This window comes from Bradyrhizobium sp. S3.7.6, assembly GCF_054061875.1.
This window is the reverse complement of record NZ_JBSSEQ010000001.1, coordinates 5,361,838-5,384,920: the sequence shown is the minus strand read 5'-3', so window position 1 is coordinate 5,384,920 and position 23,083 is coordinate 5,361,838. Positions and strand designations below refer to the sequence as shown.

Sequence of the window (23,083 nt, the reverse complement as noted above, 5' to 3'; positions counted from 1 at the left end):
TCATTTCAGCGCAGCGCGCCTAGCGCTTGGCTTCGTCGTTGCGAAGCCTGTCATCCCCGGCCTCGTCCACGAGCTTCAAGGCACGGCCGTCGTAGCTCAGCTTGAGCCCACGGCCGACGATCCACGTCCATCCGTCGCGGGCGTCCCTGGTCGGCTGGGCGTTGAACTGGTCGGAGATCGATTTGACGGCCGCGTCCTGCGGTCCCGGATTGTTCAACTCAGCATGGACGCGCCGGATGGGGTGGCTGGCGTCGACGTCGTCATTATAGACCGTGACCTTGGCGCCGTTGATTTCGCATTCGAGGATGTACGAACCTCGACCCTGTCGGCAGCGGTAGTGACGTTGCGTGACGAGCTTGTTGGTCTCCTCGAATGTCATCCCGGGCGAAAAGCCGAAGATGTCGGACTTCTTGACCTGTGCCAGAGACGCAGGCTTCAAAAACTCCGGCTGGATGGCGACCAGGGCGGCGACCGCAACGACGATCAGGCCGGCGATAACAATGGCAATCTTCATCAGCCCCTCACGAGAAACATCCGACCATATAACAGCCGGCGCGCTCCATCAGGCCTCCAAAAGCGAAAGCCCCGCCTGGGGGAAGCGGGGCTCTCTGATGGGGGTGAAGCTTGGGGACTTCAATTAGTTAGACGCGCCAGCGGCAGAATGGTTCAAAGCCAACGCGGCGCATGCTGCGACACTTTCGCGGGAAAGGGTGGAACCCCAGCCGAAGCCATGCTTGTGTTTTGGGCCTCAATGGGTTCTAAGCCCCGTGACTTCATGACCTCCGGCGTGAATCGGCATCACACTTGCGTGGTTCAGCCGCGTCCTGAGCAGGATCTGCTCACCCGCACAAAAGGAATTCAGACATGGCGAAGATGACGAAAACTCAATTGATTGATGCAATTGCCGAGGGCACGCAGCTGTCGAAGAACGACGTGAAGTCGGTCATCGAGTACATGGCGACGGTCGGCTACAAGGAGCTCAACGAGTCCGGCGAGTTCGTCATTCCCGGCTTCGCCAAGATGTCGGTCGTGAACAAGCCGGCGACCGAAGCCCGCATGGGCGTCAACCCCTTCACCAAGGAGCCGATGCAGTTTGCGGCGAAGCCGGCGAGCAAGTCGGTGAAGGCCTCGCCGCTGAAGGTGGCCAAGGACTCCGTCTAAGGGGCTCGCTAAGCGACCCGCGACATCGTCGCGGCGGCTCGCTGTCGCGGAGCGCCGCAACGACAGCCGGCTGGTGTGCCGGACACGGACAAGGAACTCTCGGGCGTCGTCAGGCTTTGCTTCCCAAAGGGAGACGTCACATGGCCAGTCTGAGCGAGGAACAGATCCGGGACCGCGCCTATCATCTCTGGCGGGAAGCCGGCGAGCCCGCGGGGAGGATGGACACCTTCTGGTATGAGGCCGAAAAGTTGCTCCTCGCCGAGCGGGCCGCGCAAGGCGAAGTCCCGCCGGGGCTGAACGACAATTTGCCGGTCTGACGGTCAACAAAGGCCGCACGGAAATTTGTCGCGCGCCGGAACGTTGTCCGGCGTTCGGCGGTTGAGATGACGGCGACGGAATCTTGCGCGAAGCTGACAGTCGTCAAAGCAGCCACCCGGTGTAACGCCCGTGTGGCTGCTTTGTTGTTTGCTGCTCTGTTGTTCGAGCGCGCCGCAAAGAAAAACCCCGGCGTTGGGGACCGGGGCTTCTCAAAGCTGGACGGCCGCGTCGCACAGCCGCCAGCACCACTGAATTCGACCTGACAACGCGGGGCGGGGACATTCGTTCCGGCCGCTACTCCGTCGGCACCGACACATCGATGATCGCCGGCGGATCGATCTGGCGCTCGCGCCAGACGATGAATTCGCATTTGGGATTGAGCCACTGATATTCGGAGCCGCGCGCCTTCAGGTGCGCAAGCGCCGCATCGTGCGCCGTGGTCTCGTCAGGGGCCTCGACCATGATCTCCACGGTCTCCTCGATCTGACGAACCACTTCGACGGCGTAAAATTTCCTGGTCACGGTCCCTCGCTCCGGAATGGCTAACGGCGAGGGCGACGGCGCGTTCCCAAAAGAAAAACCCCGCGCTTGCGCACGGGGCTCTCTTGGCCGGCGGCGTTGGGATTTCAGCGCCTGGCCGCCAGCGCCTCGAACTTAAGGTTGAAAATCCAAAAAGCAACCCGCCGTGGCGACGGCGCATGTTCGTCAGGCGGCGCTGCCAGTGGCCGGGCGCGGAAATCCCCAGCTTTCAGGGGGGCGCAGCGCCGGCAAGGCTTGAGGCGATGTGCGTGGGAAATCGCGTGCGAGGGGCTGGACTTGTTGTTCTCATTTTGTTCTAGTTGGTCATCACGTTGGAGGTGACTCATGACCATCGAGAAACAGCGCGAAGTGATCAGGCTCTGGAATCAGCTGAGGAAGGTCGAGGGGCCGGCCGCCGAAGAGCTCCGCATCCAGATCCTCGAATGTTTTTCCGAGAAGGCCAACGCCAAGCGAGCGGCGTGAGGCGCGCCGGCGGGCCACGACGCGACCCAGTAAGCGCGATCTCGTCTGCCGTTGAAAATCTTGCCGATGAAGCCGTGACGGCGCGCGCCTTCATCGATCGTTAGGAGTCGCGCCGCGCCGATTTGCTCGACTCCGATTCGTTCTTTGCGAACGAAATGGAGTCGGATGCAGAACAAGGCGTGCCTTCTGTGTCGATGCGGGACAGTCCTTCTCGCCGCGCGTGAGCGTGATGCTTCGCACGGTCCCGCCCTCGTGTCCTCGTTACGGAATGAGGCGAAGGAGAGCGACATGGATGCGTGCTGGTTTCTCGCCGAGATCGTCAAAGTGTTCTGGTCCGACAGGCACAAGCGGCTGCGCAAAGGCAGGCCCTCGGTGCCGCAGGTGCCGCCGCCACTGAAGCGAGACGACATGGAGTGATGGTGCCTTCGCTGCGATCGCACGTTCGCTTTCGCGACGATCCGCACCACTTGTTAAGAGTTGCTCCGTGCCGATTTTTTCGATTCCGATTCGTTCTTCGAGAACGAAATGCAGGCGAAGCTGGAACAAAGCCGTACCGGTTCAGGAGTTTTGGTGCGGAGACGGTCTGAAGCGGCGCGCCGGGATCTCGAGGGCAGATGTCTCAAGCCTTGCGCAAACTCCTAACGAAGATTTGCGGGAAAGCCGATAACCCTATTCGGTTAGGTTAAAACCCCAATCGCGTTGCGCTTGCCGCTGTTTGGGATAGGTGTCTGGCAAGGACAAGAAACGACTTTGCCCAGAAGCAAGTTTGCATGACACCTTTTTCAGAACCATCCTTTTATCAGGGCGACCGCCACACCTACCGGCGCGTCGCCGTCGTCGGCTCGCTGTTCTGCCTCGCCTTCGTGGTGATCAGCTTCTCGCTGCGGCCGCAGCTCGAGGACACGCGCGTCGCGGTCAAAGCCGACCGGCTGGTGCGCACGGCAGGCCAGGCGCCCCACACCAATTAGCGCTCGTCACCATAGGTGCGGTCGTCGGCGGAATGGCCAGGGCACGCGGTGCCGCGGCGCGCGAGCGCGACGAAGCCGGCATAGCCGGACAGGTTGAGCAGAACTTCAAGCCACGCGGGCATGTCGGGTCCCTTCTTGCGTGAAGAGGGTTCAACGTACGCGGGAAACATTTGTTCCGTGCTCGCCAGAAACAAACCCGCTTACAGCGGAGAAGAGGGGTCCAGCCGCCGGCCGAGGGTCGCAACGGACGCGCTCGAGGGCTGCTCCTTGAGGAACTCGGCGATGGCCCGCGCCAGCTCGCCGTCGCTCATCGGCGTCGGCGGCGGGCGCAGCGCGCCGACACCGAAGTTGCGGACGATCTCGTCGTAATGCTGGTCGCGCGATTTGGGAACGAGCCTGCGGATGCGCCCCAGCAAAGCGGATAGCGGCAATGTGTCCTCCTCGGCATCCGTCCCGTTGGCAGCCATTGATGTCTGCCGCCATTTTCTGTCCGTGAAACTTCTTTCCGTGAAACCAAAAACCCCGCCAGCATCGCGGAGATGCTGACGGGGCATCGTGCTGTCGCCTCAACCGGATAGCGGAGGCTTCCGCACTCGCAGATGCAATCCGCCGAACCGGCTTTCGTTCCGCTCGTGCCGATATTTTTCTGCCGCCCGGGTTCCACTTCTGCGCGCAACCATTGCGGGCCGGCGACGTTGTCCCCGCAAGACGCGAAGGAGGAGAGTCATGACGAAGACACTGGCAGTTCTGGCCACCGTTGCGGCCGTCGGCGTGACCGCGGTTGCGGCGCCTGCGCCTGCAGAGGCGCGCGGTCGCGGCATTGGCCCGGGCCTCGCATTCGGCCTCGCCGCCGGCGCGATCACCGCGGGCGCGATCGCTGCGTCCCATCCGTACGGCTATGGTCCGGGCTACGGCTATTATGGCGGGCCCGCCTATTACAGCCCCGGCCCGTATGCCTATTACGGCGATGGGCCGTACTACCCCCGGCGCCACTACTACCGCCACTGGTAACGGCTGACCAAGTGAAAAGCCCGGAGCGATGCTCCGGGCTTTTTTCATGCGTCGCGATCGGAGGTGCCTTTATGGCCAGAGCGAGGGCCGCTCCACCTTGCGCGCATTGTCGAGCGTCGACACGAAATACTCTTCGCGCTCGCGCTGGAATCTTTCCTGCGTGGCACGGAAGGCGGCGACACGGGCGGCGATCTCTTCGCGTTCGCGGATTTTGCGTTGTTCGTCTTCGGTCATGTCAAATCCCCTCTACACGTCAGTATCTGTGCACTCCAATATGTGTGCACGGCCGAACTCACGCACTGCCGCCGCAATCACGTTGAGTCGCGTTAACACATGCATTGGCGCTTCTGATTGGGGCGTCAATGGGGAGGAGGCATTGCAGGATTGTGATAAGCGAAGGTCGGAAAAAATTGCCGACCGCGCTTGCGCGATTCTCACGTGGCAGTGGATAACAGCGTCAACGATCTTGTCGCTTGCGCATGGTGCGGCCAGCGCAAGGCCAACATCGGAGGCCGCGAGTGATTGCATCGGATCTTCGCAGCGGCGTGGAGCGACTCGGCGACATGATCGCCGAGTCGAGGGCCATCGTGCCGTTCACCGGCGCGGGCATCTCCACCGAATGCGGCATCCCGGATTTCCGCTCACCGGGGGGAATTTGGACGCGCAACCGTCCGATCCCGTTCGACGAATTCGTCGCCAGCCAGGAAGCTCGCGACGAATCCTGGCGCCGCCGCTTTGCGATGGAGGCGGTCTTTGCCGCGGCCAGGCCCGGCCGCGGTCATCGCGCGCTCGCCTCGCTCTACCGCGCCGCCAAGGTTCCCGCCGTCATCACCCAGAACATCGACAATCTGCACCAGGCTTCGGGCTTTGCCGCCGGGCACGTCATCGAGCTTCACGGCAATACCACCTATGCGCGCTGCATCGGATGCGGGCAGGCCTATCAGCTCGACTGGGTGAAGCGCCGTTTCGACGAAGACGGCGGCGCACCCAACTGCACCGCGTGCGACGAGCCCGTGAAGACCGCGACGATCTCGTTCGGCCAGATGATGCCCGACGACGAAATGCAGCGCGCGACCGTGCTGTCGCAAGCCTGCGACCTCTTCATCGCGATCGGCTCCTCGCTCGTGGTGTGGCCGGCGGCGGGTTTTCCGATGATGGCGAAGAACGCCGGTGCACGTCTGGTGATCATCAATCGCGAGCCGACCGATCAGGACGACATCGCCGACCTCGTTATCCGCCACGACATCGGCGAGACTCTCGGGCCCTTTGTCGGAAATTGAGGCATCAATTTGATTCGCGGCTGTGCAAGCTGTTCATAGGTTCCGGCGAATCATTTTTTTATCTATGCGCCGCAACCGGGAGTGTTATCTTTTGAGTCGAAAGATTCGCATCGCGTCGAATTGAGAACATTCTCTTAAGACGCGTGATTCGACGCCGCCGCTGAGGCGGGTTGCAATGGGCAGTGTGGGGTCCGGGGTTATGGGGTCGTCGGACGGATTTGAGTCCAAGAAGATCGGAGTTCCCGCTGTGGGCGAGCACGGCGGCGGTCGCGATAACGCGCTAAGCCCGTTCAGCGGACTTGGTGAAGGCAGTGCCAACCTCGTCGAGGTTCACGGCGTCATCAAATGGTTCGACGCTTCAAAGGGCTACGGCTTCATCGTTCCCGACAATGGCTGGCCGGACGTGCTGCTGCACGTCACCGTGCTCAGACGCGACGGCTTCCAGACCGCCTATGAGGGCGCCCGCATCGTAGTCGAGTGCATCCAGCGCGCCAAGGGCTACCAGGCCTTCCGCGTGGTCTCGATGGACGAGTCGACCGCGATCCATCCGGCGCAGATGCTGCCGCCGCGCACCCATGTCACGGTCACCGCGACCAGCGGGCTGGAGCGAGCCCAGGTCAAATGGTTCAACCGCCTGCGCGGCTTCGGCTTCCTGACCTGCGGCGAGGGCACGCCCGACATCTTCGTGCACATGGAGACGCTGCGCCGCTTCGGCATGACCGAGCTCAGGCCCGGCCAATATGTCCTGGTCCGCTTCGGGCCCGGCTCCAAGGGCATGATGGCGGCCGAGATCCATCCCGAGACCGGATCGCCGGGATTGCAGTCGCACTAGCGGCGATCGCCAACTCCCGCAATCGTGACAAGAGGCGCGCAGGCCGTCCGGCGCGCCTCTGGCTTTTGTCTCGATCGCCGCGTAAGGACTGGTCCAGTCCCACGCCCCCTTGAGTACCGTCCCATGAATTTTGACCGAAAGGCCGTCTGGTCCATTGCGAGGGGCTGGCTGGCCGCCATCCTCGTCGTCGGCTGTGCCGTCGGGAGCGCGCCGGTGCGCGCCGCCAGCTTCCAGCCGCTCGAGATCGTCACCAGGAACGGCGTGCAGGTGTTCTCGGTGGAAATGGCGACGACCGAGGAGGAGAAGCAGACCGGGCTGATGTACCGCAAGGAACTGGCCGACGGCAAAGGCATGCTGTTCGACTTCAAGCCCGAGCAGGAAGTGTCGATGTGGATGAAGAACACCTACGTCTCGCTCGACATGATTTTCATCCGCGCCGACGGTCGCATCCTGCGCATCGCCGAAAACACCGAGCCGCTGTCGACCAAGATCATCTCGTCCCAGGGCCCCGCGCGGGCCGTGCTGGAGGTGGTAGCGGGAACGGCGCAGAAATACGGCATCCGTCCCGGCGACCGCGTCGGCCACCCGCTGTTCGGCACCAAGTAGGGCGACCCGGCGGGGTTATTGCCGCCTTGCTGGCGGCTTGAAAGCTTGATGGCGCTTTGGGAAGCGTGTATCGACGGGGCTCGCTGGACATTCGGGGTATAGCGCAGCCTGGTAGCGCGGCAGTTTTGGGTACTGCAGGTCGTTGGTTCGAATCCAGCTGCCCCGACCAGTCCCGAGGTTGAAGCTCCTTCAATTCTCTCGATATTGCGCCGCGCTCATCCCGTTGCCGCTGCCGATCGTCAGGTCAGCGGGGCGACCCCCGCGAAATTACGTCCGCTGCAGCTTTTGCGTGCATCGGCGTCCCGGCGGCGTTTCAATTTCAGAACAACAGCCAATCGACCAGGCGCCAGGCGATCCAGGCGAGGGCGCAGATCCAGCCCAGCATGGCGATTCCGGCGACGCCAAGCCCGCACAGTGCGAACAGCGAACTTTCAGTCTCCGGCGTGCCCGAGAGCTTCTCGGTCGTATCGATTTGACTCACTGCATCCCCTTGGCTTGCGGCCTGCTGTTCGTTGGTCTCTGCTCGCTCGTGAAAATTCACCGGCCGCGCTCCAGCTCACACGGTCGTGAGACGAGATGACCGTCCGTACATCGCGCGGGCATGGATCGCAGCCATGCGGCTTCCCCGGACAGACGGGAAGAACCTGCAACTCATGGCGCGGTGATTGGTTGCGACCGCAGAGGCGGGAACTGCACGCCGCAGCGACAGACCTACAACGCGCAGGGCACGCTCAGCGCCGGAGCGCAGAGCCCGTCGCGCATCTGAGCGAGCGCGATTGCGGGGGATGGGCAGGCGGGCCTATGGCGACCTGAAGCGAGCGCGAACCTTGCCTGAAGCCTTGCCTGAAGCCCAGGCGCTTGTTCTTCACTCAACGCCACTTCTGCGCGATTTTTCAAGGCATTGCGCCGGCCGGCCCGACCCAGAATTCGCAAAATTGCTTCGAACCTTTGGCTGTCGCCATAGACATATAGGCATTGGGGATTTCAGCGCCCAATGCCTAAACGGACGCCGCCAAGCGATGATATTCCGCTTGAGCGGCGTCGCGCTATTTCCGGGGATCAGTTCGTCGCGTACCAGCCGAGCGGAAACGGCAGGAACGGCCACGCCAGATGATTGTCGTTGGCCGCCTTCGGCGGTTCAGAGACGGATGTCTTGACTGTCTTGATGCGCGGCGCAGGCGGCACCGAGCACACCGCCAGGCGCAAACGTCCACATTGCATATTCATTGTGGTGCCCCAGTCAGCAAGTCATTTGAAAAATGAAAATCCGTTCGCAATTGCCACGCGTCCAAAACGGCGCGCTCATTCTCAAATTGTGCACGCATCATAGAAAGATCGGCGCCGGCTTTCAACGGGTCTTGGCGGGTACCCACGAGGGGTAAGGTTGACCAGTTAGGTTAAGGCCGAGTGGTCGTTGCAGCCACATTCCTGGCTGATATCAGGTCGGCAAGGCTCGCGATGGGGTGCCTGCAATCGGTGGTCACACAGGTCACAGTTCGTCGCGGCGCTCATATCTTGTGAGTTTTGCGTCATGTCTTTCGATCGCAACGTCCGAACCGTCCATCCGCAGTCGAGCTGGACCGTGATCTGGCACCTCTGGACCGTGATCGTGCCGCGCCGCTCGATCAACGGGCAGCTCGTCTATGGAAAGGTCTGGCGCCGCCACGACGGCCGCGACTGGATCTACAAGAAGTTCACCGAGTACGACAGCGAAGCGGCCTGAGCCGGCTCCGCTGCCGCTACTAGAAGCTAGCGCCCCGTTCCGATTTCATCGGAACGGAAATGGCTCTAGGCCGCCTTTGCGGGCGAGGCGGCGGCCGCAGCCTTGGGCGGCGGCGGCTTCAACGGCTTGTCCTGCTTTTTCGACCAGGAAATGTAATAGGCCACCGTCGTCATGATCGCGATGCCGGCGATGCTGACGAAGATCTGCGCGAACAGCGAGCCCGAGCTCATCGACAGCTCGAAATGGCCGACGAAGGACAGGAACACGCCGACGCAGAACACGGCGAGCGACTGCTGGCCGCAGACGATCAAGGGATCGAACACCTTCCACTCCAGACCAGGCCAGTCCTTCGGCACGAAGCGGATCACCAGGATCACGATCACGACGAAATGGAGGAAGCGGTAGGGCGCAAGGTTGGTCTTGTCGTTGGGGTTGAAGGCCGAGAACAGCCATCCCGGGAACATGCCGCCGAGGGTAGGGAAGCGGCCGGCCATGGTCATAACCAGCGCGAAGGCGAGATAGCCGAGGCAAAGCCACAGCGTGATCGGCGAATTGATCACGGCTCCCGAACGCCGGGCGCCGCCCATCGCGCACCAGGCGCCGAACACGAACAGCACCTGCCAAGCATACGGGTTGAAGTACCACTGGCCGGCCGGATAGGCGGTCAGGTTCAGTCCATAATGGCGGGCGGCGAGCCACAGCACGATGGACAGCGCCATCGTCAGGTCGGGCTTGCGCAGCATGAACCACAGCACCGGCGGAAACAGCCCCATCAGCACGATGTAGAGCGGCAGCACGTCGAGATTGAGCGGCTTGAAGCGCAGAAACAGGCCCTGGCGCAATGTCTCGGTGGCGTTGTCGACGAGGCCGGCGACGTTGAACTCGTTGATCATGTCGGAATCGCCGAACCGCAGCGCCAGATAGCTGATCGAGGCGATGTAGATCACGAACAGGATGATGTGGGCGACGTAGAGCTGCCAGACCCGCTTGGTCAGCCGCGTGGCGCCGACGATGAAGCCGCGCTCGAGCATCATTCGCGCATAGACGAAGGAAGCGGTGTAGCCTGAGATGAAGACGAACAGGTCGGCGGCGTCGGAAAAGCCGTAGTTGCGCGTTGTGATCCAGTTCACCACGTTGTCGGGGATATGGTCGAGGAAGATCGCCCAGTTCGCGATGCCGCGAAACAGGTCGAGCCTGAGGTCACGGCCCTTTTCGGGAAGCGTGGCGTTGATGTTCAGGAAGGCCATGCGACGGAAGCTTTCGGAGGGGGCGGATACGCTGGTGTCGGCGAGACAGGGCCGCCGGGCGGGATCCCGGCGCGGAAGGCGGGTACGCAATTGTCACGGTGCAGCATAATGACTATACCCGTCGGCAACGCACCCCCGGGGGGACCGGAATCACCGATCAGTTCCCAAAAGGTGTCTCTATACTATGCCCGCGGTTTCCACCAACTGCTACCGTGACGCATCGAAATCGAACGAAAAGACCAAGAGGCCCGGACCACCCATGACCGCACGCATTTTCAAGCCCGCCAAGAACGCGATGCAATCCGGCCGGTCCAAGACCAAGGAATGGCAGCTGGATTACGAGCCGGAGCAGCCGCGTTCGGTCGAGCCGCTGATGGGATGGACCTCGTCCGGCGACATGAAGCAGCAGATCACGCTGCGCTTCCACAGCAAGGAAGAGGCGGTCGCCTATTGCGAGCGCAAGGGCATCGCCTACCAGGTGATCGAGCCGCAGGATTCGATCCGCCGCCCGGTCGCCTATGCCGACAATTTCTCGTTCCGGCGCGGCGAGCCCTGGACGCATTGAGGGGCGGCTGGCTGCTCCGACTTCATACGACGTGATTTACTCGTCATGCTTGGGCCTTGTCCCGCCTGCGCGGCCGAAGCCGCTTCGGCGAGGCGAAGGCCCGGGCATCGACGTCTTTGGGGCCGAGTGAAAGAGCGCGGATGGCCGCGACAAGCCCTGGCATGACGGCGGGGGTACCCCGCCCGCAGACATGACGTCGCGTCCGATGATCCCGATCCACGGACCAGCTGTTGCGCCGGGCTCCGGCCCCTTGGCAGCGATTCCGCCGCGTGCTTCGCTGACGTCATGACGGGATCATGGCGAGGTGGGGGATGGCCGGGCGTGACCAGCTCGACGGCATCGATCTGAAGATACTCTCCGAGCTGCAGCAGGACGGGCGGGTGCGCAACAACGAGCTGGCGCTGCGGGTCGGCGTGTCCGCGCCCAATTGCCTGCGGCGGTTGAAATTGCTGTTCAGCCGCGGCGTGATCCGGGCGGTCCGCGCCGTCATCGACGAGCGGCTGCTCGGCTATGAGGTGGTTTCGTTCGTCTCGATCCAGCTCGTGAGCCAGGCCCAGCCGGTGCTGGAGGCGTTCGAGAGCTCGATTGCCGCGATCCCGCGCATCCAGCAGTGCTGGCGGATTTCAGGCGACACCGACTACCTGCTGAAATGCGTCGCGCCGAACGTCGAAAGCATGCGCCAGCAGCTGCTGCATTTCGCCGCGATGCCTGACGTGAAGAACGTCCGCAGCTTTCCGGTGCTGGGCGTCGCGAAGGATGTGCCGCTGCCGTTACAGGATGTAGTGGCGGCACCCGTCGGATAGGGCGTTCAAGTCTCGCTACTGAAGTTCCGAAGTCGGGGGCGCTTGCGCGCGGTGTAGTCGATTCGGATAGTTATAATAGCTTAGTAACTAACCTAACTGTGACATGTGATTTAGGCAGGACTGCAATGCGCGCAACCGTGATTGTCGGCATCTTTGCGCTGCCTAGATGCAGGGTGTGAACCTCGGTCTGCGTCGCACGCCGGGGATGCTTTTGTGGGACCCTAAGCAGGAAAAGACATCATGACATCGACTTCGAAGACGATCGCAGCCTCTGCTGCGACGCTGTTTGCGTCTGCGTTTTTTGTTCTGTCGGCGCCGACTGCGAAGGCCGACGATTATTGCATCACCAACGGCGCCCAGGCCGCTCACGGCTGCGGCTATCCGACGATGGAAGCCTGCCGGGCGGCTTCCGGCGGTATCGGCGGCATGTGCTCGCAGGCCGCCGGCGCGAAGACCAGCAACGATGCGCTCGCCTTCCAGCCGAAGCAGCCGCAGTCGCGTACCAAGGCTCATCCGCGCAAGGATGCGTCCTCGAACTAAGTCACGATCGCCAATTCCGGCGTAAATGGTGCGGCCTCTGCGTTCGATCGCGGAGGCCGTGCTTGTTTGCAGGCCTCAGCGATACCGGTCGCGAAATTCGCGCGGGCTAGCGCCGGTCCAGGTGCGGAAGGCGCGCGAAAAGCTCTTCTCGTTGCGGAAGCCGGCGATCTCCGCGATCCGCTTGATGGGGGCGCGGCCGCGCATCAGTTCCTGCTTGGCGAGCTCGAACTTTGCCTCTTCCTTGAGATCGCGCAGCGAGGTCGCTTCCTCGCGCAGGCGCCGATGCATGGTGCGGGTGGAGAGCGCCAGCTCGCTTGCGACATCCTCGGCGCCGAGAATGCGTCCGCGTGCATTGCGCAGCACGCGGCGGACGCGCTCGACCAGCAGCCGGTCGCGCCGGTAGGGCAGCACTGTGAGCCGCAGCGCGCCCTTGAGCATGCTGTCGAGATCGGCGGGGCTGCGGGTCAGCGGCAGAGAGAGATAATGCTTGTCGAAGACGATGCGGGCGCCGTCCGCATCAAAGCTCAAATGCCTGCAAAAGATCGTCGGATAGACCGAGACGTGGCCCGGCTCGGAATAGGGAAACTCGGCCGCACGCAGCGCGATCGCGGAATCGACGGCCCAGCAGGAGAAGCCGAGAACATAGCGGAGCAGGGTGACCAGGCAGAATTCACGCAACGGGCCAAGGTCGCGCTGCTCGCGAATGGAGATGGTCGCGGTCTCATCACCAAGCGAGAGCTCGAACAGCACGTCCTCGGTCAGCAGGCGATGATGCCGGCACCAGCGTTTTAACGCGACTTCGAGATTGGGGGCGGTGATCGAGGCGCGGCACAGCATGCCATAGGTTCCCCAAGGCAGCCGGCGCGAGAACCAGCCGAGCGCCTCGTCGTCGAGCTCGCGCATGGCATGGCCGGCCAGCGCCTCGAACTGGGCCGCCGTCACCCGTCCGTCCCGGGATCGAACAAGGTCCTCGGTGACCTGCCCCTTGCCCAAGGCTTCGACCGGATCCCGTCCGTAAAGGGCATAAGCGGCAACCACGCCGCGGACGAAGGCGGCTGGGGTCATGGCGCGGCGGGGCGTCGCGGTCGCGGCTTGAAAGGGCATGAAAAATCCTCGCCAAACTTGGCGGAAAATGCAACCTTTTCGACCGCTGGGACGCCCGGGCGGGGGTAGGTTCGGACCCGACAAGAATACGGAGGAATCGCCTTGAACATCCCGAGCATCGATTTCGATCTGGGCGAAGACATCAGCATGCTGCGCGACACGCTGCGCGCCTTCGTGGAGGCGGAGATCGCCCCGCGCGCCGCCGAGATCGAGAAGGCCAATCTGTTCCCGGCCGACCTCTGGAAGCGCTTTGGCGACCTCGGCCTGCTCGGCATGACCGCGCCGGAGCAATATGGCGGCTCCAGCATGGGCTATCTCGCCCATATCGTCGCCATGGAGGAGATTTCGCGGGGCTCGGCCGCCGTGGGGCTGTCCTACGGCGCGCATTCCAACCTCTGCGTCAACCAGATCCGCCGCAACGGCAACGACGCGCAGCGCGCGCGCTATCTGCCAAAGCTGATCTCCGGCGAATATGTCGGCGCGCTCGCGATGTCCGAGCCCGGCGCGGGCTCCGACGTCGTTTCGATGAAGCTGCGCGCCGACAAGCGCGGCGACCGTTACGTGCTCAACGGCTCGAAGATGTGGATCACCAATGGCGGCGACGCCGACGTGCTGGTCGTCTACGCCAAGACCGATCCGGAGGCGGGCCCGCGCGGTATGACCGCCTTCCTGATCGAAAAGGGCTTCAAGGGTTTCACCCACGGCCAGCATCTCGACAAGCTCGGCATGCGCGGCTCCAACACCTATCCCTTGTTCTTTGACGAGTGCGAGGTGCCGGAAGAGAACGTGCTCGGCAAGGTGGGCGAGGGCGTCAAGGTGCTGATGTCCGGCCTCGATTATGAGCGCACAGTGCTGTCGGGCGGCCCGCTCGGGATCATGGCGGCCTGCATGGACGCCGTGGTGCCCTACATGCACGAACGAAAACAGTTCGGCCAGCCGATCGGCGACTTCCAGCTGATGCAGGGCAAGCTCGCCGACATGTATGCGACCTGGCAGTCGGCGCGCGCCTATGTCTATGCGGTCGGGCGCGCTTGCGACCGCGCCGACCACGCCCGCACGCTGCGCAAGGATGCGGCGGCCGCGATCCTCTATTCCGCGGAGAAGGCGACGTGGATGGCCGGCGAGGCGATCCAGGCGCTGGGCGGCGTCGGCTATACCTCCGAATTTCCGGTCGGACGTCTCTGGCGCGACGCAAAACTCTACGAGATCGGCGCCGGCACCTCGGAGGTGCGTCGCATGCTGATCGGCCGCGAGCTGATGTCCGAGACGGCCTGAAACCTTCACCTCATTGGAATCAACATGCCGCTCCATTCCAGCATCGATACGTCTTCATCAGACTTTGCGCGCAATTCCGAGGCCATGCGCGGGCTTGTCGCGGACTTGCGCGAAAAACTGAGCCAGATCGCCGGCGGCGGCGGCGAGGTCTCGCGCAACCGCCACACCTCGCGCGGCAAGATGCTGGCGCGCGAGCGCGTTGACCTGCTGGTCGATCCCGGTACCTCGTTCATGGAGCTGTCGCCGCTGGCGGCGTACGGCCTCTATGGCGGTGACGTGCATTCGGCGAGCGTCATCACCGGCGTCGGGCGCATCTCGGGCCGCGAATGCGTGATCGTCGCCAACGACGCCACCATCAAGGGCGGCACTTACTATCCGATGACGGTGAAGAAGCATCTGCGCGCGCAGGACGTGGCGCGGCAGAACAATCTTCCCTGCGTCTACATGGTCGATTCCGGCGGCGCCTTCCTGCCGCTTCAGGACGAGATCTTTCCGGACGAGCGCCATTTCGGCCGCATCTTCTACAACCAGGCCCAGATGTCGTCGCAGGGCATCCCGCAGATCGCGATCGTGATGGGCTCCTGCACCGCCGGCGGCGCCTATGTCCCCGCGATGTCGGACGAGAGCATCATCGTCCGCAACCAGGGCACCATCTTCCTCGGCGGCCCGCCGCTGGTGAAGGCTGCGACCGGCGAGGTGGTGAGTGCCGAGGAGCTCGGCGGCGCCGACGTGCATTCGCGGCAATCGGGCGTGACCGACCACTACGCCCAGAACGACGCCCATGCGATCGGCATCGCCCGGCGCATCGTCGGCACGCTGAAGCCATCGGTGCGGCCGAACCTCAACATGCACAAGCCGCGCGATCCGCTGTTTGCGGCGGAAGAGATCTACGGCGTGGTGCCGGTCGACGGCCGAAAGCCGTTCGACGTCCGTGACATCATCGCCCGCATCGTCGACGGCTCGGAGTTCGACGAGTTCAAGAAACTCTACGGCACGACGCTGGTCTGCGGCTTCGCCCATGTCTGGGGCTATCCGGTCGGCATCATCGCCAACAACGGCATTCTCTTCAGCGAGAGCTCGCTGAAGGGGGCGCATTTCATCGAGCTGTGCTGCCAGCGCGGCATTCCCTTGGTGTTCCTGCAGAACATCACGGGCTTCATGGTCGGCAAGAAGTACGAGGCCGGCGGCATCGCGCGCGACGGCGCCAAGCTCGTCACGGCGGTGGCGACCGCCTCGGTGCCAAAATTCACCGTCGTGATCGGCGGCTCCTACGGCGCCGGCAATTACGGCATGTGCGGCCGCGCCTATTCGCCGCGCTTCCTGTGGATGTGGCCGAATGCGCGCATCTCGGTGATGGGCGGCGAACAGGCCTCGATGGTGCTGAGCCAGGTCCGGCGCGACAACATCGAGGCCAAGGGCGATAGCTGGTCGAAGGAAGAGGAAGACAAGTTCCGCGAGCCCATCCGCGCGCAATATGAGAGCCAGGGGCATCCGTATTACGCGACCGCGCGCCTGTGGGACGACGGCGTGATCGACCCCGCCGACACGCGCCTCGTGCTCGGCCTCGGCCTTTCCGCGGCGTCGAATGCGCCGATCGAGCCTACCAAATTCGGCCTGTTCAGGATGTGATGCGATGGACCGTTCAATGCTCTACCGGCGTTTTCGCACGCTCCTGATCGCCAACCGCGGCGAGATCGCCTGCCGCGTCATCCGCACCGCGCGAGCCATGGGCCTGCGCACGGTCGCGGTCTATTCCGAGGCCGACCGCGACGCGATGCATGTCGCGCTCGCAGATGAAGCCGTGCTGCTCGGTCCGGCGCGGGCGCGCGACAGTTACCTCAGTGTCGAGCGGCTGATCGAGGCCGCGCGAAAGACCGGCGCGGAAGCCGTGCATCCCGGCTACGGCTTCCTGTCCGAAAATGCCGAATTCGCGCGGGCGTGCCTGGAGGCGGGCCTGGTGTTCGTGGGCCCGACCGCCGCGATGATGACGGCGATGGGCTCGAAGTCCGGCTCCAAGGCGTTGATGGAGAAGGCCGGCGTGCCGCTGGTGCCCGGCTATCACGGCGAGGCCCAGGACGACGCGACGCTTTCGAAGGCGGCGGACAAGATCGGCTTCCCGATTCTGGTGAAGGCGTCCGCGGGCGGTGGCGGCCGCGGCATGCGCATCGTGCGCTCGGCGGACGAGCTTGGACCGGCGATCGTCAGCGCCAAGCGCGAGGCCAAGGCCGCGTTCGGCGACGACCGGATGCTGATCGAAAAATATGTCGACAATCCCCGCCACATCGAGGTGCAGATCATCGGCGACAGCCACGGCAATCTGCTCTCGCTGTTCGAGCGCGAATGCACGCTGCAGCGCCGGCACCAGAAGGTGATCGAGGAGGCGCCGTCGCCGACGCTCAATCCGGCCCAGCGCGAGACCGTCTGCGCCGCCGCGCGAAAGGCGGCGGGCGCGGTCAACTATGTCGGCGCCGGCACGATCGAGTTCGTCTCCGACGGCAAGGACGTGTTCTTCATCGAGATGAACACGCGCCTTCAGGTCGAGCATCCCGTGACCGAGCTGATCACCGGCATCGATCTCGTCGAATGGCAGCTGCGCGTCGCCTTCGGCGAGGCGCTGCCGTTGAAGCAGGACGAGATCCGCCTCAATGGCCATGCGGTCGAGGCGCGCGTCTACGCGGAAAACCCGACCAAGAACTTCATGCCGTCGGTCGGCAGGATCTCGACCTGGCGGCTGCCGGCGGAAACCGGCGGCTTGCGCATCGACGCCGGTTATCGCGAAGGCGATACGGTCTCGCCCTATTACGATGCGATGCTCGCAAAAATGATCGCGTGGGCGCCGACACGGGACGTCGCGATCGAATGCCTGAACCGCGGGCTGCAAGACTCCGACGTCCGCGGCATCGTCACCAACATCCCGTTCCTGTCGGCGCTGATGACGCATCCGAAGGTGCGGACCAATGCGATCGATACCGGCTTCATCGAGCGTGAGCTGGCGGGCTTGACGCAGGCCTCGCCGGCGCCCGGCGAGCTCGAGCTGTGCGCAGCAGTCGCCGCTGTTATCAACGACGAGCGGCAGGCCGCGCAAGACGAGGCGAGTTCGCCCTGGCAGACCTTTGGCTGGATGCCGGTCGGCCGCCGCCAGCGCAGCTTTGCCTTCCGCGTCGGCCATGGGCCGGAGCAGAAGATCACGCTGAACTACGGCAGCGGCCCGTCGACGCTGGTGACCGGCGACCGCGAGTTGGCGTTCACGATCGCGCCGCGTGACGGCGGCTTCGATCTGACGCTCGATGGCGTCAAATCGCAGGTCGCAGCCGTGATCGACGGTCACGAGCTGTATTTGCGCACACGCAACGGCCGCTTCGACCTGCATTGGGTCGATCCGTTCGGCGGCGAGAGCGAAGAGCATGTCGGAGAGGACAAGATCGCGGCGCCCTTGCCGGGCACGGTCGTCGCCGTGCTGGCCGAGGAGGGCGCCAAGCTCGACAAGGGCGCGCCGATCCTCACCCTGGAAGTGATGAAGATGGAGCAGACGCTGCGCGCGCCCTACGCCGGCGTGCTGAAATCGATCAAATGCAAGGTCGGAGACATCGTCCAGGAGGGCGTCGAGCTCGCCGTGGTCGAGCCATCGGGAGAGTGAGATGAGCGATCCCGTCCGCATCATCGAAATGGGGCCGCGCGACGGCCTCCAGAACGAGAAGACGCCCGTCAGCGTCGAGGCCCGCATCGCTTTCGTTGAGGCGCTCGTCACCGCTGGCCTCTCCACGGTCGAGGTCGGCGCCTTCGTCTCGCCCAAGGCGATCCCGCAAATGGCGAGCTCGGACGCCGTGCTGCGCGGCGTCGGCCACGTCAAGGGCGCCGAATTCCACGTGCTGGTGCCGAACGAGAAGGGCTATGACGCCGCGCGCGCTGCCGGCGCGCAAGTCGTCTCCGTGTTCGCGGCGGCCTCGGAAGGGTTTTCGCGCGCCAATATCAACTGCACGGTGGCGGAGTCCATCGAACGGTTCAAGCCGGTGCTGGCGCGCGCCCAGGCGGATGGCGTCAGGGTCCGCGGCTATATCTCCTGCGTGCTGGGCTGTCCGTTCGACGGCGAGATCAAGCCGAAGGCGGTCGCCGATCTCGCCAACACGCTGTGGGAGCTTGGCTGCTACGAGATCTCGCTCGGCGACACCATCGGCGTCGGCACGCCTGATAAGGCCAAGGAGATGCTGCGCGCGGTCATCGCCAACATTCCTGCCGCCAAGCTCGCGATGCATTTCCACGACACCTATGGCCAGGCGCTCGCCAATCTCTATGCCGGCCTGGAGGAGGGCGTCCGCGTCATCGATTCCGCTGCCGGCGGCCTCGGCGGCTGCCCCTACGCGCCGGGTGCGACCGGGAACGTCGCGACCGAGGACGTGGTCTACATGCTCGAAGGCATGGGCGTCAGGACCGGTGTCGACATGGACAAGCTGCTGGCGGCCACGAACGAGATGAGCGGCGTGCTGGGCAAGCCGCCTGTGAGCCGCGTAGCCTCCGCGCTGAACGCGAAGAAGAAGCGGGCGGGTTCGTAGCTGCGTAGGGTGGGCAAAGGCGCTCAGCGCCGTGCTCACCATCTCTCCGCGATCTTGATCTCAAATGGTGGGCACGCTTTCGCTTTGCCCACCCTACGAGACCTTCGCCTAGGCCGCCTTCAGCCCGACATCCGGCAGGAGCGGCCGGTTCTTGAGCGCCTTGGCCATCATCGCCTCGACCTCGGCCTTTTCCTGCGGCAGCAGCGCGAGGCGGGGCGGGCGGGTCAGTGCGGTGCCGCGGCCCATGATGTGCTCGCACAGCTTGATGCACTGGACGAGGTCGGGGCGTGCGTCGAGATGCAGCAGCGGCATGAACCATTCGTAGATCGGCATGGCCTCGGCAAAGCGACCGGCCTTGGCCAGGCGAAACAGCGTCTCGCCCTCGCGCGGGAAGGCATTCGACATGCCGGAGACCCAGCCCACCGCGCCCATGGCGATGCTCTCGACGATGACGTCGTCCAGCCCTGCGAACAGCACGAAGCGGTCGCCGACCATGTTCCTTGTGTCGATGAAGCGCCGCGTGTCGCCCGAGGAATCCTTGAAGCAGACCACGGTCTCGACGTCGGCGAGCGAGGCCAGGATGTCGGGGGTGACGTCGTTCTTGTAGATCGGCGGGTTGTTATAGAGCATCACCGGCAGGTCGGTCGCGGAGGCGACGGCACGGAAATGAGCGGCGGTCTCGTGCGGCTTCGACGAATAGACCAGCGCCGGCATCACCATCACGCCGTCGATGCCGACGCGCGCGGCTTCCTTGGCGGTCTCGACCGCAAAGGCGGTGGTAAACTCGGCGATGCCGCACAGTACCGGCACGCGGCCTTTCGCGACGGATTTCGCCGTCTCCATGATCGCGACCTTCTCCTTGCGCTCAAGCGAGGTGTTCTCGCCGACCGAGCCGCAGACGATCAGGCCGGAGACGCCGTCGCGGATCAGACCGTCCATGACCTTGGCGGTCGCGTCGATGTCGAGCGAGAGATCGTCGTGGAATTGCGTGGTGACGGCCGGGAAGACGCCTTCCCAGGAAACGCGGCGGCTCATGATGTGACTCCAAGTGAGTTTACCGGCGGGGGGCTGGGGCCGCCGGCTGTTGTGAAGAGGATGGCGAATGGGATCAGAGCGTCGCGCCGACCTTGCGCAGCTCGGCGAGAACAGGTGCCTTGGGCAGCCAGATCTTGTCGAACTCGGCGATGACAGCCTCGGTGTCGCCGGGCGGGACCTGGCGGATCGGGATCGGCGCGTTCTTGAAATTCTCGATCAGCGCGGGCTCGTTGCCGGCCAACTCGTCGATCTGCGCGTCCAGCGTCGACTTCACCGTCTTGGCGATCAGCTCGCGGTCGGCTGCGGGGAGCGTCTGCCAGACCCGGCCGGAAACGACCGCGGCCATCGGCATGAAGACGGCGTTCATCTGCAGGATCACCTTCGAGACCTTGTCGAAGCGCTGGTTCCAGGAGAATTCGAGATCGGCCTCAAGGCCGTCGACCTGGCCGTTGGCCATCGCGTCGAACACCTGCGGGGTCGGGATCGGCGTCGGCGCGGCACCGAGCGAGGAATAGAAATCGCGATAGACCGGCGTCGGGTTGATGCGCAGCTTCATGCCCTTGATGTCGGCGAGCGAGTTCAGGTCCTTGGACGAGAACACCGCGCGCATGCCGGTGATGCCCCAGCCGAGGCCGATGGTGCCGGTCTCCTGCGGCAGCACATCGAACAGCTTCACCGCAGCCGGATGCCGCACGAATTTCGCGACCGCAGGCGTCGAGCGGACGATGTAGGGCGCATTGATCGCTGCGATGTGCGGCACGCGCGAGCCGAGCTCGGCGGCCTGGATGAAGCCCATGTCGAGCGCGCCGGACTGCAATTGCTGCATCATCGCGGGCTCGTTGCCGAGCTGGCCGGAATGGAACACGGTCAGGGTGAGCCGGCCGTTGGTGGCCGCCTTGAGCTCGTCGCCGAACTTGAGCGCCGCCTTGTTCCAGGAATGGCCGTTCGGCGTGATCAGGCCGAGGCGGAATTCCTTGGCCTGGGCGAGCGCCAGCGAGGGCGCGAACACCGAGGCGGCGGCGCTGGCGGCGAGAAAGCGGCGGCGTGAAAGCGGCATGGTCGGGCTTCCTTTTGAACGGGCCTATTTGATGAGGATCAGCGAGAGCGAGGGGTAGAGCGAGAGCAGCACCAGCAGGACGCAGGAGATGACGAAGAACGGCAGCGTCACCATGAACATCTTGCCGGGTTTGGCGCCGGTGACGGCGGCCGCGACGAAGAAGCAGAGCCCGACCGGCGGCGACAGCAGGCCGAGCACGAGATTGATCACGACGACCACGCCGAAATGCCGGGGATCGATGTGGTAAACGTCGGTTGCAACCGGCAGCAGGATCGGCACTGTCATGATCAGGCCGGGAATGCCGTCGATGACAGTGCCGATGATCAGCAGGATGACGTTGCAGATCAGCATGAAGCTGACCGGGTCCTTGGCGGCGGACTGGATCCAGCCGGCGGTTTCCTGCGGCACCTTGCCGAAGATCAGCACCCAGGAGAACACCGCCGCGGCCGCGACCAGGAACAGCACGATCGCCGAATAGATGGCGCTGCGCAGCATCATCTGCGGCAACTGCGAGAATTCGAACTCCCTGGTCCAGTATTTCCCGACAAGCGCGGCGGCGACCGCGCCGACGGCCGCGGATTCCGTCGCATTGGCGAGGCCGCTGAGGATGGTGCCGACGATGACGATCGGGATCAGCAGGGTGGGTGACGTCCGCAGGATCGTCATGACGCGCTGGCGCGGCGTCTGATAATCCGCGCGGGGATAGTTGTAGACATATCCCATCAGCGCGATGACGAGGCAGAACATCACCGTGAGGATCACGCCCGGCACGATGCCGGCGATCAGCATGTCGCTGACCGAGACCTGCGCCAGCACGCTGTAGACCACGAACATCACCGAGGGCGGAATGATCGGGCCGAGCATGCCGCCATAGGCGGTCAATCCCGCCGCGAAGGTCTTGTCGTAGCCCTTCTTCTCCATCTCCGGGACCATGATCTGCGCCATGATCGCGACCTGCGCGGTGGCGGATCCCAGGATCGAGGAGATGAACATGTTAGCGAGAATGTTGACGTAGGCGAGCCCGCCCTTGAGCGAGCCGACGAACGCCATCGCCATGTCGACGATGCGCCGCGTGATGCCACCGCCGTTCATGATCTCGCCGATCAGGATGAAGAGCGGAATGGCGATCAGGCCGTAGCTGTCGACGCCGCCGAACAGCTGGAGCGGATAGGACTGGAACAGCACCGGATTGCCGGATGCTGCGATGTAGACGAGGCCGGCGAGGCACAGGCAGAGGCCGATCGGCACGCCGACCAGCATGATCGCGACGAAGGCGGCTGACGTGATCATCAGTTGACCCCGTCGAGTTCGGAGAGCGCAAAGCCCTTCGGCGGCGTGCGCGGGACCAGTTCGAGATCTTCCAGCAGGTTGGCGAGGCCGTGGATGGTCATCGAGACCGCGAAGATCGGCAGCGTCAAATAGAGCACCCAGGTCGGCCAGTTCAGCGTCTGGGTGTGCTCGGTGTAGAGGAAGTTGAAGGTCTCGGCCGCGAGCTTGCGCCCGTCGAAGCCGGCGCGCGCAAGGCCAATCGGGTCCATCCAGAGCATGCAGGTCACGATCAGCGCGATGCCGAACACGACGACCATGCCGGTCGAGATCACCTTTGCGATCTTCTGGTGTCGCGGCGAAAGACGCTCCGTCAGCATGGTGACCGCGAAATCGAGCCGCAGTCGCGTCATCGCGGAGGCGCCGACGAAGGTCAGCCAGACCACGCAATAGACCGCGGATTCATCGATCCAGTAGATCGGGAAGCGCGCGTAGCGGGTGACGACGTTCACCAGGATCAGGCCGGTGAGCAGGTACATCAGGCCCATCAGCGCGACGCGCTCGACGGCGAGCAGGGCACTGGACGCGCCGACGACAATGCGTCGAACGCTGAATGCGCGCGTGGCCGGCATCGTCTGCTCGATCATGAAAGAGGCCCCGCCCCCTGAGAAATCTCGTGCTATCGGCAAATGTATAATTTATACATTTTGCGTGTCAAACGAAGATTGCGGTCATTTCGG

The 23,083-nt window shown here is 63.9% G+C and carries 30 protein-coding genes and 1 tRNA gene; 18 read left to right on the top strand and 13 right to left on the bottom strand.

Going from position 1 to position 23,083, the window contains the following annotated elements; all coding sequences use genetic code 11:
* Positions 1 to 19 precede the first annotated feature (19 nt).
* Positions 20 to 514, bottom strand: a complete 495-nt coding sequence (locus ACVJ5M_RS26335) for a hypothetical protein (RefSeq protein WP_354097795.1) — start codon at positions 512 to 514, stop codon at positions 20 to 22.
* 350 nt (positions 515 to 864) lie between these two features.
* On the opposite strand from ACVJ5M_RS26335, the gene ACVJ5M_RS26330 reads away from it, so the two are divergent.
* Entirely contained in the window at positions 865 to 1,161 is a 297-nt protein-coding gene (locus ACVJ5M_RS26330; RefSeq protein WP_071914190.1) for an HU family DNA-binding protein, read from the top strand.
* A 140-nt stretch (positions 1,162 to 1,301) separates the two neighbouring features.
* Entirely contained in the window at positions 1,302 to 1,478 is a 177-nt protein-coding gene (locus tag ACVJ5M_RS26325) for a DUF2934 domain-containing protein (protein WP_084795141.1), read from the top strand.
* 295 nt (positions 1,479 to 1,773) lie between these two features.
* Here the strand turns inward: ACVJ5M_RS26325 and ACVJ5M_RS26320 are convergent, their stop codons facing one another.
* Entirely contained in the window at positions 1,774 to 2,001 is a 228-nt protein-coding gene (locus ACVJ5M_RS26320; protein ID WP_354097796.1) for a hypothetical protein, read from the bottom strand.
* A 342-nt stretch (positions 2,002 to 2,343) separates the two neighbouring features.
* Between ACVJ5M_RS26320 and ACVJ5M_RS26315 the strand changes: the two genes are divergently transcribed.
* From ACVJ5M_RS26315 to ACVJ5M_RS26305, 3 genes are all read left to right on the top strand, one after another.
* Positions 2,344 to 2,481 (top strand): hypothetical protein, encoded by a 138-nt coding sequence (locus ACVJ5M_RS26315; RefSeq protein ID WP_014495463.1) that lies wholly within the window; start codon positions 2,344 to 2,346, stop codon positions 2,479 to 2,481.
* A 288-nt stretch (positions 2,482 to 2,769) separates the two neighbouring features.
* The gene (locus ACVJ5M_RS26310; RefSeq protein ID WP_256461575.1) at positions 2,770 to 2,898 is read left to right on the top strand and encodes a hypothetical protein; all 129 of its coding nucleotides are present in this window, start codon (positions 2,770 to 2,772) and stop codon (positions 2,896 to 2,898) included.
* Positions 2,899 to 3,251: 353 nt separating this feature from the next.
* Positions 3,252 to 3,449: a hypothetical protein gene (locus ACVJ5M_RS26305; RefSeq protein WP_248883244.1), complete on the top strand. Its 198-nt coding sequence runs from the start codon at positions 3,252 to 3,254 to the stop codon at positions 3,447 to 3,449.
* Here ACVJ5M_RS26305 and ACVJ5M_RS26300 read toward each other — a convergent pair.
* Positions 3,446 to 3,571: a hypothetical protein gene (locus ACVJ5M_RS26300; RefSeq protein ID WP_085965803.1), complete on the bottom strand. Its 126-nt coding sequence runs from the start codon at positions 3,569 to 3,571 to the stop codon at positions 3,446 to 3,448. The two genes, ACVJ5M_RS26305 and ACVJ5M_RS26300, sit on opposite strands and share 4 nt — an antisense overlap.
* A gap of 78 nt (positions 3,572 to 3,649) precedes the next feature.
* Positions 3,650 to 3,916: a hypothetical protein gene (locus ACVJ5M_RS26295; protein ID WP_175627352.1), complete on the bottom strand. Its 267-nt coding sequence runs from the start codon at positions 3,914 to 3,916 to the stop codon at positions 3,650 to 3,652.
* Between the two features lie 259 nt (positions 3,917 to 4,175).
* Between ACVJ5M_RS26295 and ACVJ5M_RS26290 the strand changes: the two genes are divergently transcribed.
* On the top strand, positions 4,176 to 4,460 hold the full coding sequence (locus tag ACVJ5M_RS26290; protein WP_354097797.1) for a hypothetical protein: 285 nt from the start codon (positions 4,176 to 4,178) through the stop codon (positions 4,458 to 4,460).
* 69 nt (positions 4,461 to 4,529) lie between these two features.
* On the opposite strand, the gene ACVJ5M_RS26285 is transcribed toward ACVJ5M_RS26290, so the two are convergent.
* Positions 4,530 to 4,694: a hypothetical protein gene (locus ACVJ5M_RS26285; protein ID WP_166096472.1), complete on the bottom strand. Its 165-nt coding sequence runs from the start codon at positions 4,692 to 4,694 to the stop codon at positions 4,530 to 4,532.
* A gap of 284 nt (positions 4,695 to 4,978) precedes the next feature.
* Here ACVJ5M_RS26285 and ACVJ5M_RS26280 point away from each other — a divergent pair, with 284 nt between their 5' ends.
* The 4 genes from ACVJ5M_RS26280 (at position 4,979) to ACVJ5M_RS26265 (ending at position 7,347) form a co-directional block, all read left to right on the top strand.
* Positions 4,979 to 5,740, top strand: coding sequence for an SIR2 family NAD-dependent protein deacylase (locus ACVJ5M_RS26280; RefSeq protein WP_354097798.1), 762 nt, complete (start codon positions 4,979 to 4,981; stop codon positions 5,738 to 5,740).
* A 199-nt stretch (positions 5,741 to 5,939) separates the two neighbouring features.
* Positions 5,940 to 6,572, top strand: coding sequence for a cold-shock protein (locus ACVJ5M_RS26275; RefSeq protein WP_028150990.1), 633 nt, complete (start codon positions 5,940 to 5,942; stop codon positions 6,570 to 6,572).
* Positions 6,573 to 6,695: 123 nt separating this feature from the next.
* The gene (locus tag ACVJ5M_RS26270) at positions 6,696 to 7,178 is read left to right on the top strand and encodes a DUF192 domain-containing protein (RefSeq protein ID WP_038959501.1); all 483 of its coding nucleotides are present in this window, start codon (positions 6,696 to 6,698) and stop codon (positions 7,176 to 7,178) included.
* A 92-nt stretch (positions 7,179 to 7,270) separates the two neighbouring features.
* Positions 7,271 to 7,347 (top strand) — tRNA-Pro (locus ACVJ5M_RS26265).
* Between the two features lie 150 nt (positions 7,348 to 7,497).
* Here the strand turns inward: ACVJ5M_RS26265 and ACVJ5M_RS26260 are convergent.
* Both ACVJ5M_RS26260 and ACVJ5M_RS26255 read right to left on the bottom strand, forming a co-directional pair.
* Positions 7,498 to 7,659: an RNA-binding protein gene (locus ACVJ5M_RS26260; protein ID WP_223153565.1), complete on the bottom strand. Its 162-nt coding sequence runs from the start codon at positions 7,657 to 7,659 to the stop codon at positions 7,498 to 7,500.
* Between the two features lie 578 nt (positions 7,660 to 8,237).
* Positions 8,238 to 8,405 (bottom strand): hypothetical protein, encoded by a 168-nt coding sequence (locus tag ACVJ5M_RS26255; RefSeq protein WP_166341408.1) that lies wholly within the window; start codon positions 8,403 to 8,405, stop codon positions 8,238 to 8,240.
* Between the two features lie 304 nt (positions 8,406 to 8,709).
* On the opposite strand from ACVJ5M_RS26255, the gene ACVJ5M_RS26250 reads away from it, so the two are divergent.
* The gene (locus tag ACVJ5M_RS26250) at positions 8,710 to 8,901 is read left to right on the top strand and encodes a hypothetical protein (protein ID WP_354097799.1); all 192 of its coding nucleotides are present in this window, start codon (positions 8,710 to 8,712) and stop codon (positions 8,899 to 8,901) included.
* A 65-nt stretch (positions 8,902 to 8,966) separates the two neighbouring features.
* Here the strand turns inward: ACVJ5M_RS26250 and ACVJ5M_RS26245 are convergent, their stop codons facing one another.
* Entirely contained in the window at positions 8,967 to 10,148 is a 1,182-nt protein-coding gene (locus tag ACVJ5M_RS26245; RefSeq protein ID WP_354097800.1) for an OpgC domain-containing protein, read from the bottom strand.
* A 259-nt stretch (positions 10,149 to 10,407) separates the two neighbouring features.
* Between ACVJ5M_RS26245 and ACVJ5M_RS26240 the strand changes: the two genes are divergently transcribed.
* The 3 genes from ACVJ5M_RS26240 (at position 10,408) to ACVJ5M_RS26230 (ending at position 12,056) form a co-directional block, all read left to right on the top strand.
* A complete protein-coding gene (locus tag ACVJ5M_RS26240; RefSeq protein WP_014495449.1) occupies positions 10,408 to 10,713 on the top strand; it encodes an ETC complex I subunit in 306 nt (101 codons plus the stop codon).
* Positions 10,714 to 11,024: 311 nt separating this feature from the next.
* Positions 11,025 to 11,516 carry an Lrp/AsnC family transcriptional regulator gene (locus ACVJ5M_RS26235; RefSeq protein WP_063983448.1) on the top strand — a complete coding sequence of 164 codons (492 nt, stop codon included), beginning with the start codon at positions 11,025 to 11,027 and terminating at the stop codon, positions 11,514 to 11,516.
* A 240-nt stretch (positions 11,517 to 11,756) separates the two neighbouring features.
* On the top strand, positions 11,757 to 12,056 hold the full coding sequence (locus ACVJ5M_RS26230) for a DUF3551 domain-containing protein (protein ID WP_354097801.1): 300 nt from the start codon (positions 11,757 to 11,759) through the stop codon (positions 12,054 to 12,056).
* 75 nt (positions 12,057 to 12,131) lie between these two features.
* Here ACVJ5M_RS26230 and ACVJ5M_RS26225 read toward each other — a convergent pair whose 3' ends face one another.
* Complete coding sequence (locus ACVJ5M_RS26225) at positions 12,132 to 13,160, bottom strand: AraC family transcriptional regulator (RefSeq protein ID WP_354099583.1); 1,029 nt, start codon at positions 13,158 to 13,160, stop codon at positions 12,132 to 12,134.
* 147 nt (positions 13,161 to 13,307) lie between these two features.
* On the opposite strand from ACVJ5M_RS26225, the gene ACVJ5M_RS26220 reads away from it, so the two are divergent.
* From ACVJ5M_RS26220 to ACVJ5M_RS26205, 4 genes are read left to right on the top strand one after another with little or no spacing between them, the layout of a single operon-like run.
* Positions 13,308 to 14,435 carry an isovaleryl-CoA dehydrogenase gene (locus tag ACVJ5M_RS26220; protein ID WP_135213850.1) on the top strand — a complete coding sequence of 376 codons (1,128 nt, stop codon included), beginning with the start codon at positions 13,308 to 13,310 and terminating at the stop codon, positions 14,433 to 14,435.
* Between the two features lie 24 nt (positions 14,436 to 14,459).
* Positions 14,460 to 16,064: a carboxyl transferase domain-containing protein gene (locus ACVJ5M_RS26215; RefSeq protein WP_354097803.1), complete on the top strand. Its 1,605-nt coding sequence runs from the start codon at positions 14,460 to 14,462 to the stop codon at positions 16,062 to 16,064.
* A gap of 4 nt (positions 16,065 to 16,068) precedes the next feature.
* Positions 16,069 to 18,072: an acetyl/propionyl/methylcrotonyl-CoA carboxylase subunit alpha gene (locus ACVJ5M_RS26210; protein WP_354099584.1), complete on the top strand. Its 2,004-nt coding sequence runs from the start codon at positions 16,069 to 16,071 to the stop codon at positions 18,070 to 18,072.
* Position 18,073: 1 nt separating this feature from the next.
* The gene (locus ACVJ5M_RS26205) at positions 18,074 to 18,985 is read left to right on the top strand and encodes a hydroxymethylglutaryl-CoA lyase (RefSeq protein WP_354097805.1); all 912 of its coding nucleotides are present in this window, start codon (positions 18,074 to 18,076) and stop codon (positions 18,983 to 18,985) included.
* Between the two features lie 108 nt (positions 18,986 to 19,093).
* Here ACVJ5M_RS26205 and ACVJ5M_RS26200 read toward each other — a convergent pair whose 3' ends face one another.
* The 4 genes from ACVJ5M_RS26200 to ACVJ5M_RS26185 form a co-directional block, all read right to left on the bottom strand.
* Complete coding sequence (locus ACVJ5M_RS26200) at positions 19,094 to 20,020, bottom strand: dihydrodipicolinate synthase family protein (RefSeq protein WP_071914161.1); 927 nt, start codon at positions 20,018 to 20,020, stop codon at positions 19,094 to 19,096.
* Positions 20,021 to 20,093: 73 nt separating this feature from the next.
* Positions 20,094 to 21,077 (bottom strand): TRAP transporter substrate-binding protein, encoded by a 984-nt coding sequence (locus ACVJ5M_RS26195; RefSeq protein ID WP_354097806.1) that lies wholly within the window; start codon positions 21,075 to 21,077, stop codon positions 20,094 to 20,096.
* A gap of 24 nt (positions 21,078 to 21,101) precedes the next feature.
* Positions 21,102 to 22,367 carry a TRAP transporter large permease gene (locus ACVJ5M_RS26190; protein WP_063983439.1) on the bottom strand — a complete coding sequence of 422 codons (1,266 nt, stop codon included), beginning with the start codon at positions 22,365 to 22,367 and terminating at the stop codon, positions 21,102 to 21,104.
* Complete coding sequence (locus ACVJ5M_RS26185; protein ID WP_354097847.1) at positions 22,367 to 22,975, bottom strand: TRAP transporter small permease; 609 nt, start codon at positions 22,973 to 22,975, stop codon at positions 22,367 to 22,369. Before ACVJ5M_RS26185 ends, ACVJ5M_RS26190 begins: the two co-directional genes overlap by 1 nt.
* Positions 22,976 to 23,083: the final 108 nt, after the last annotated feature.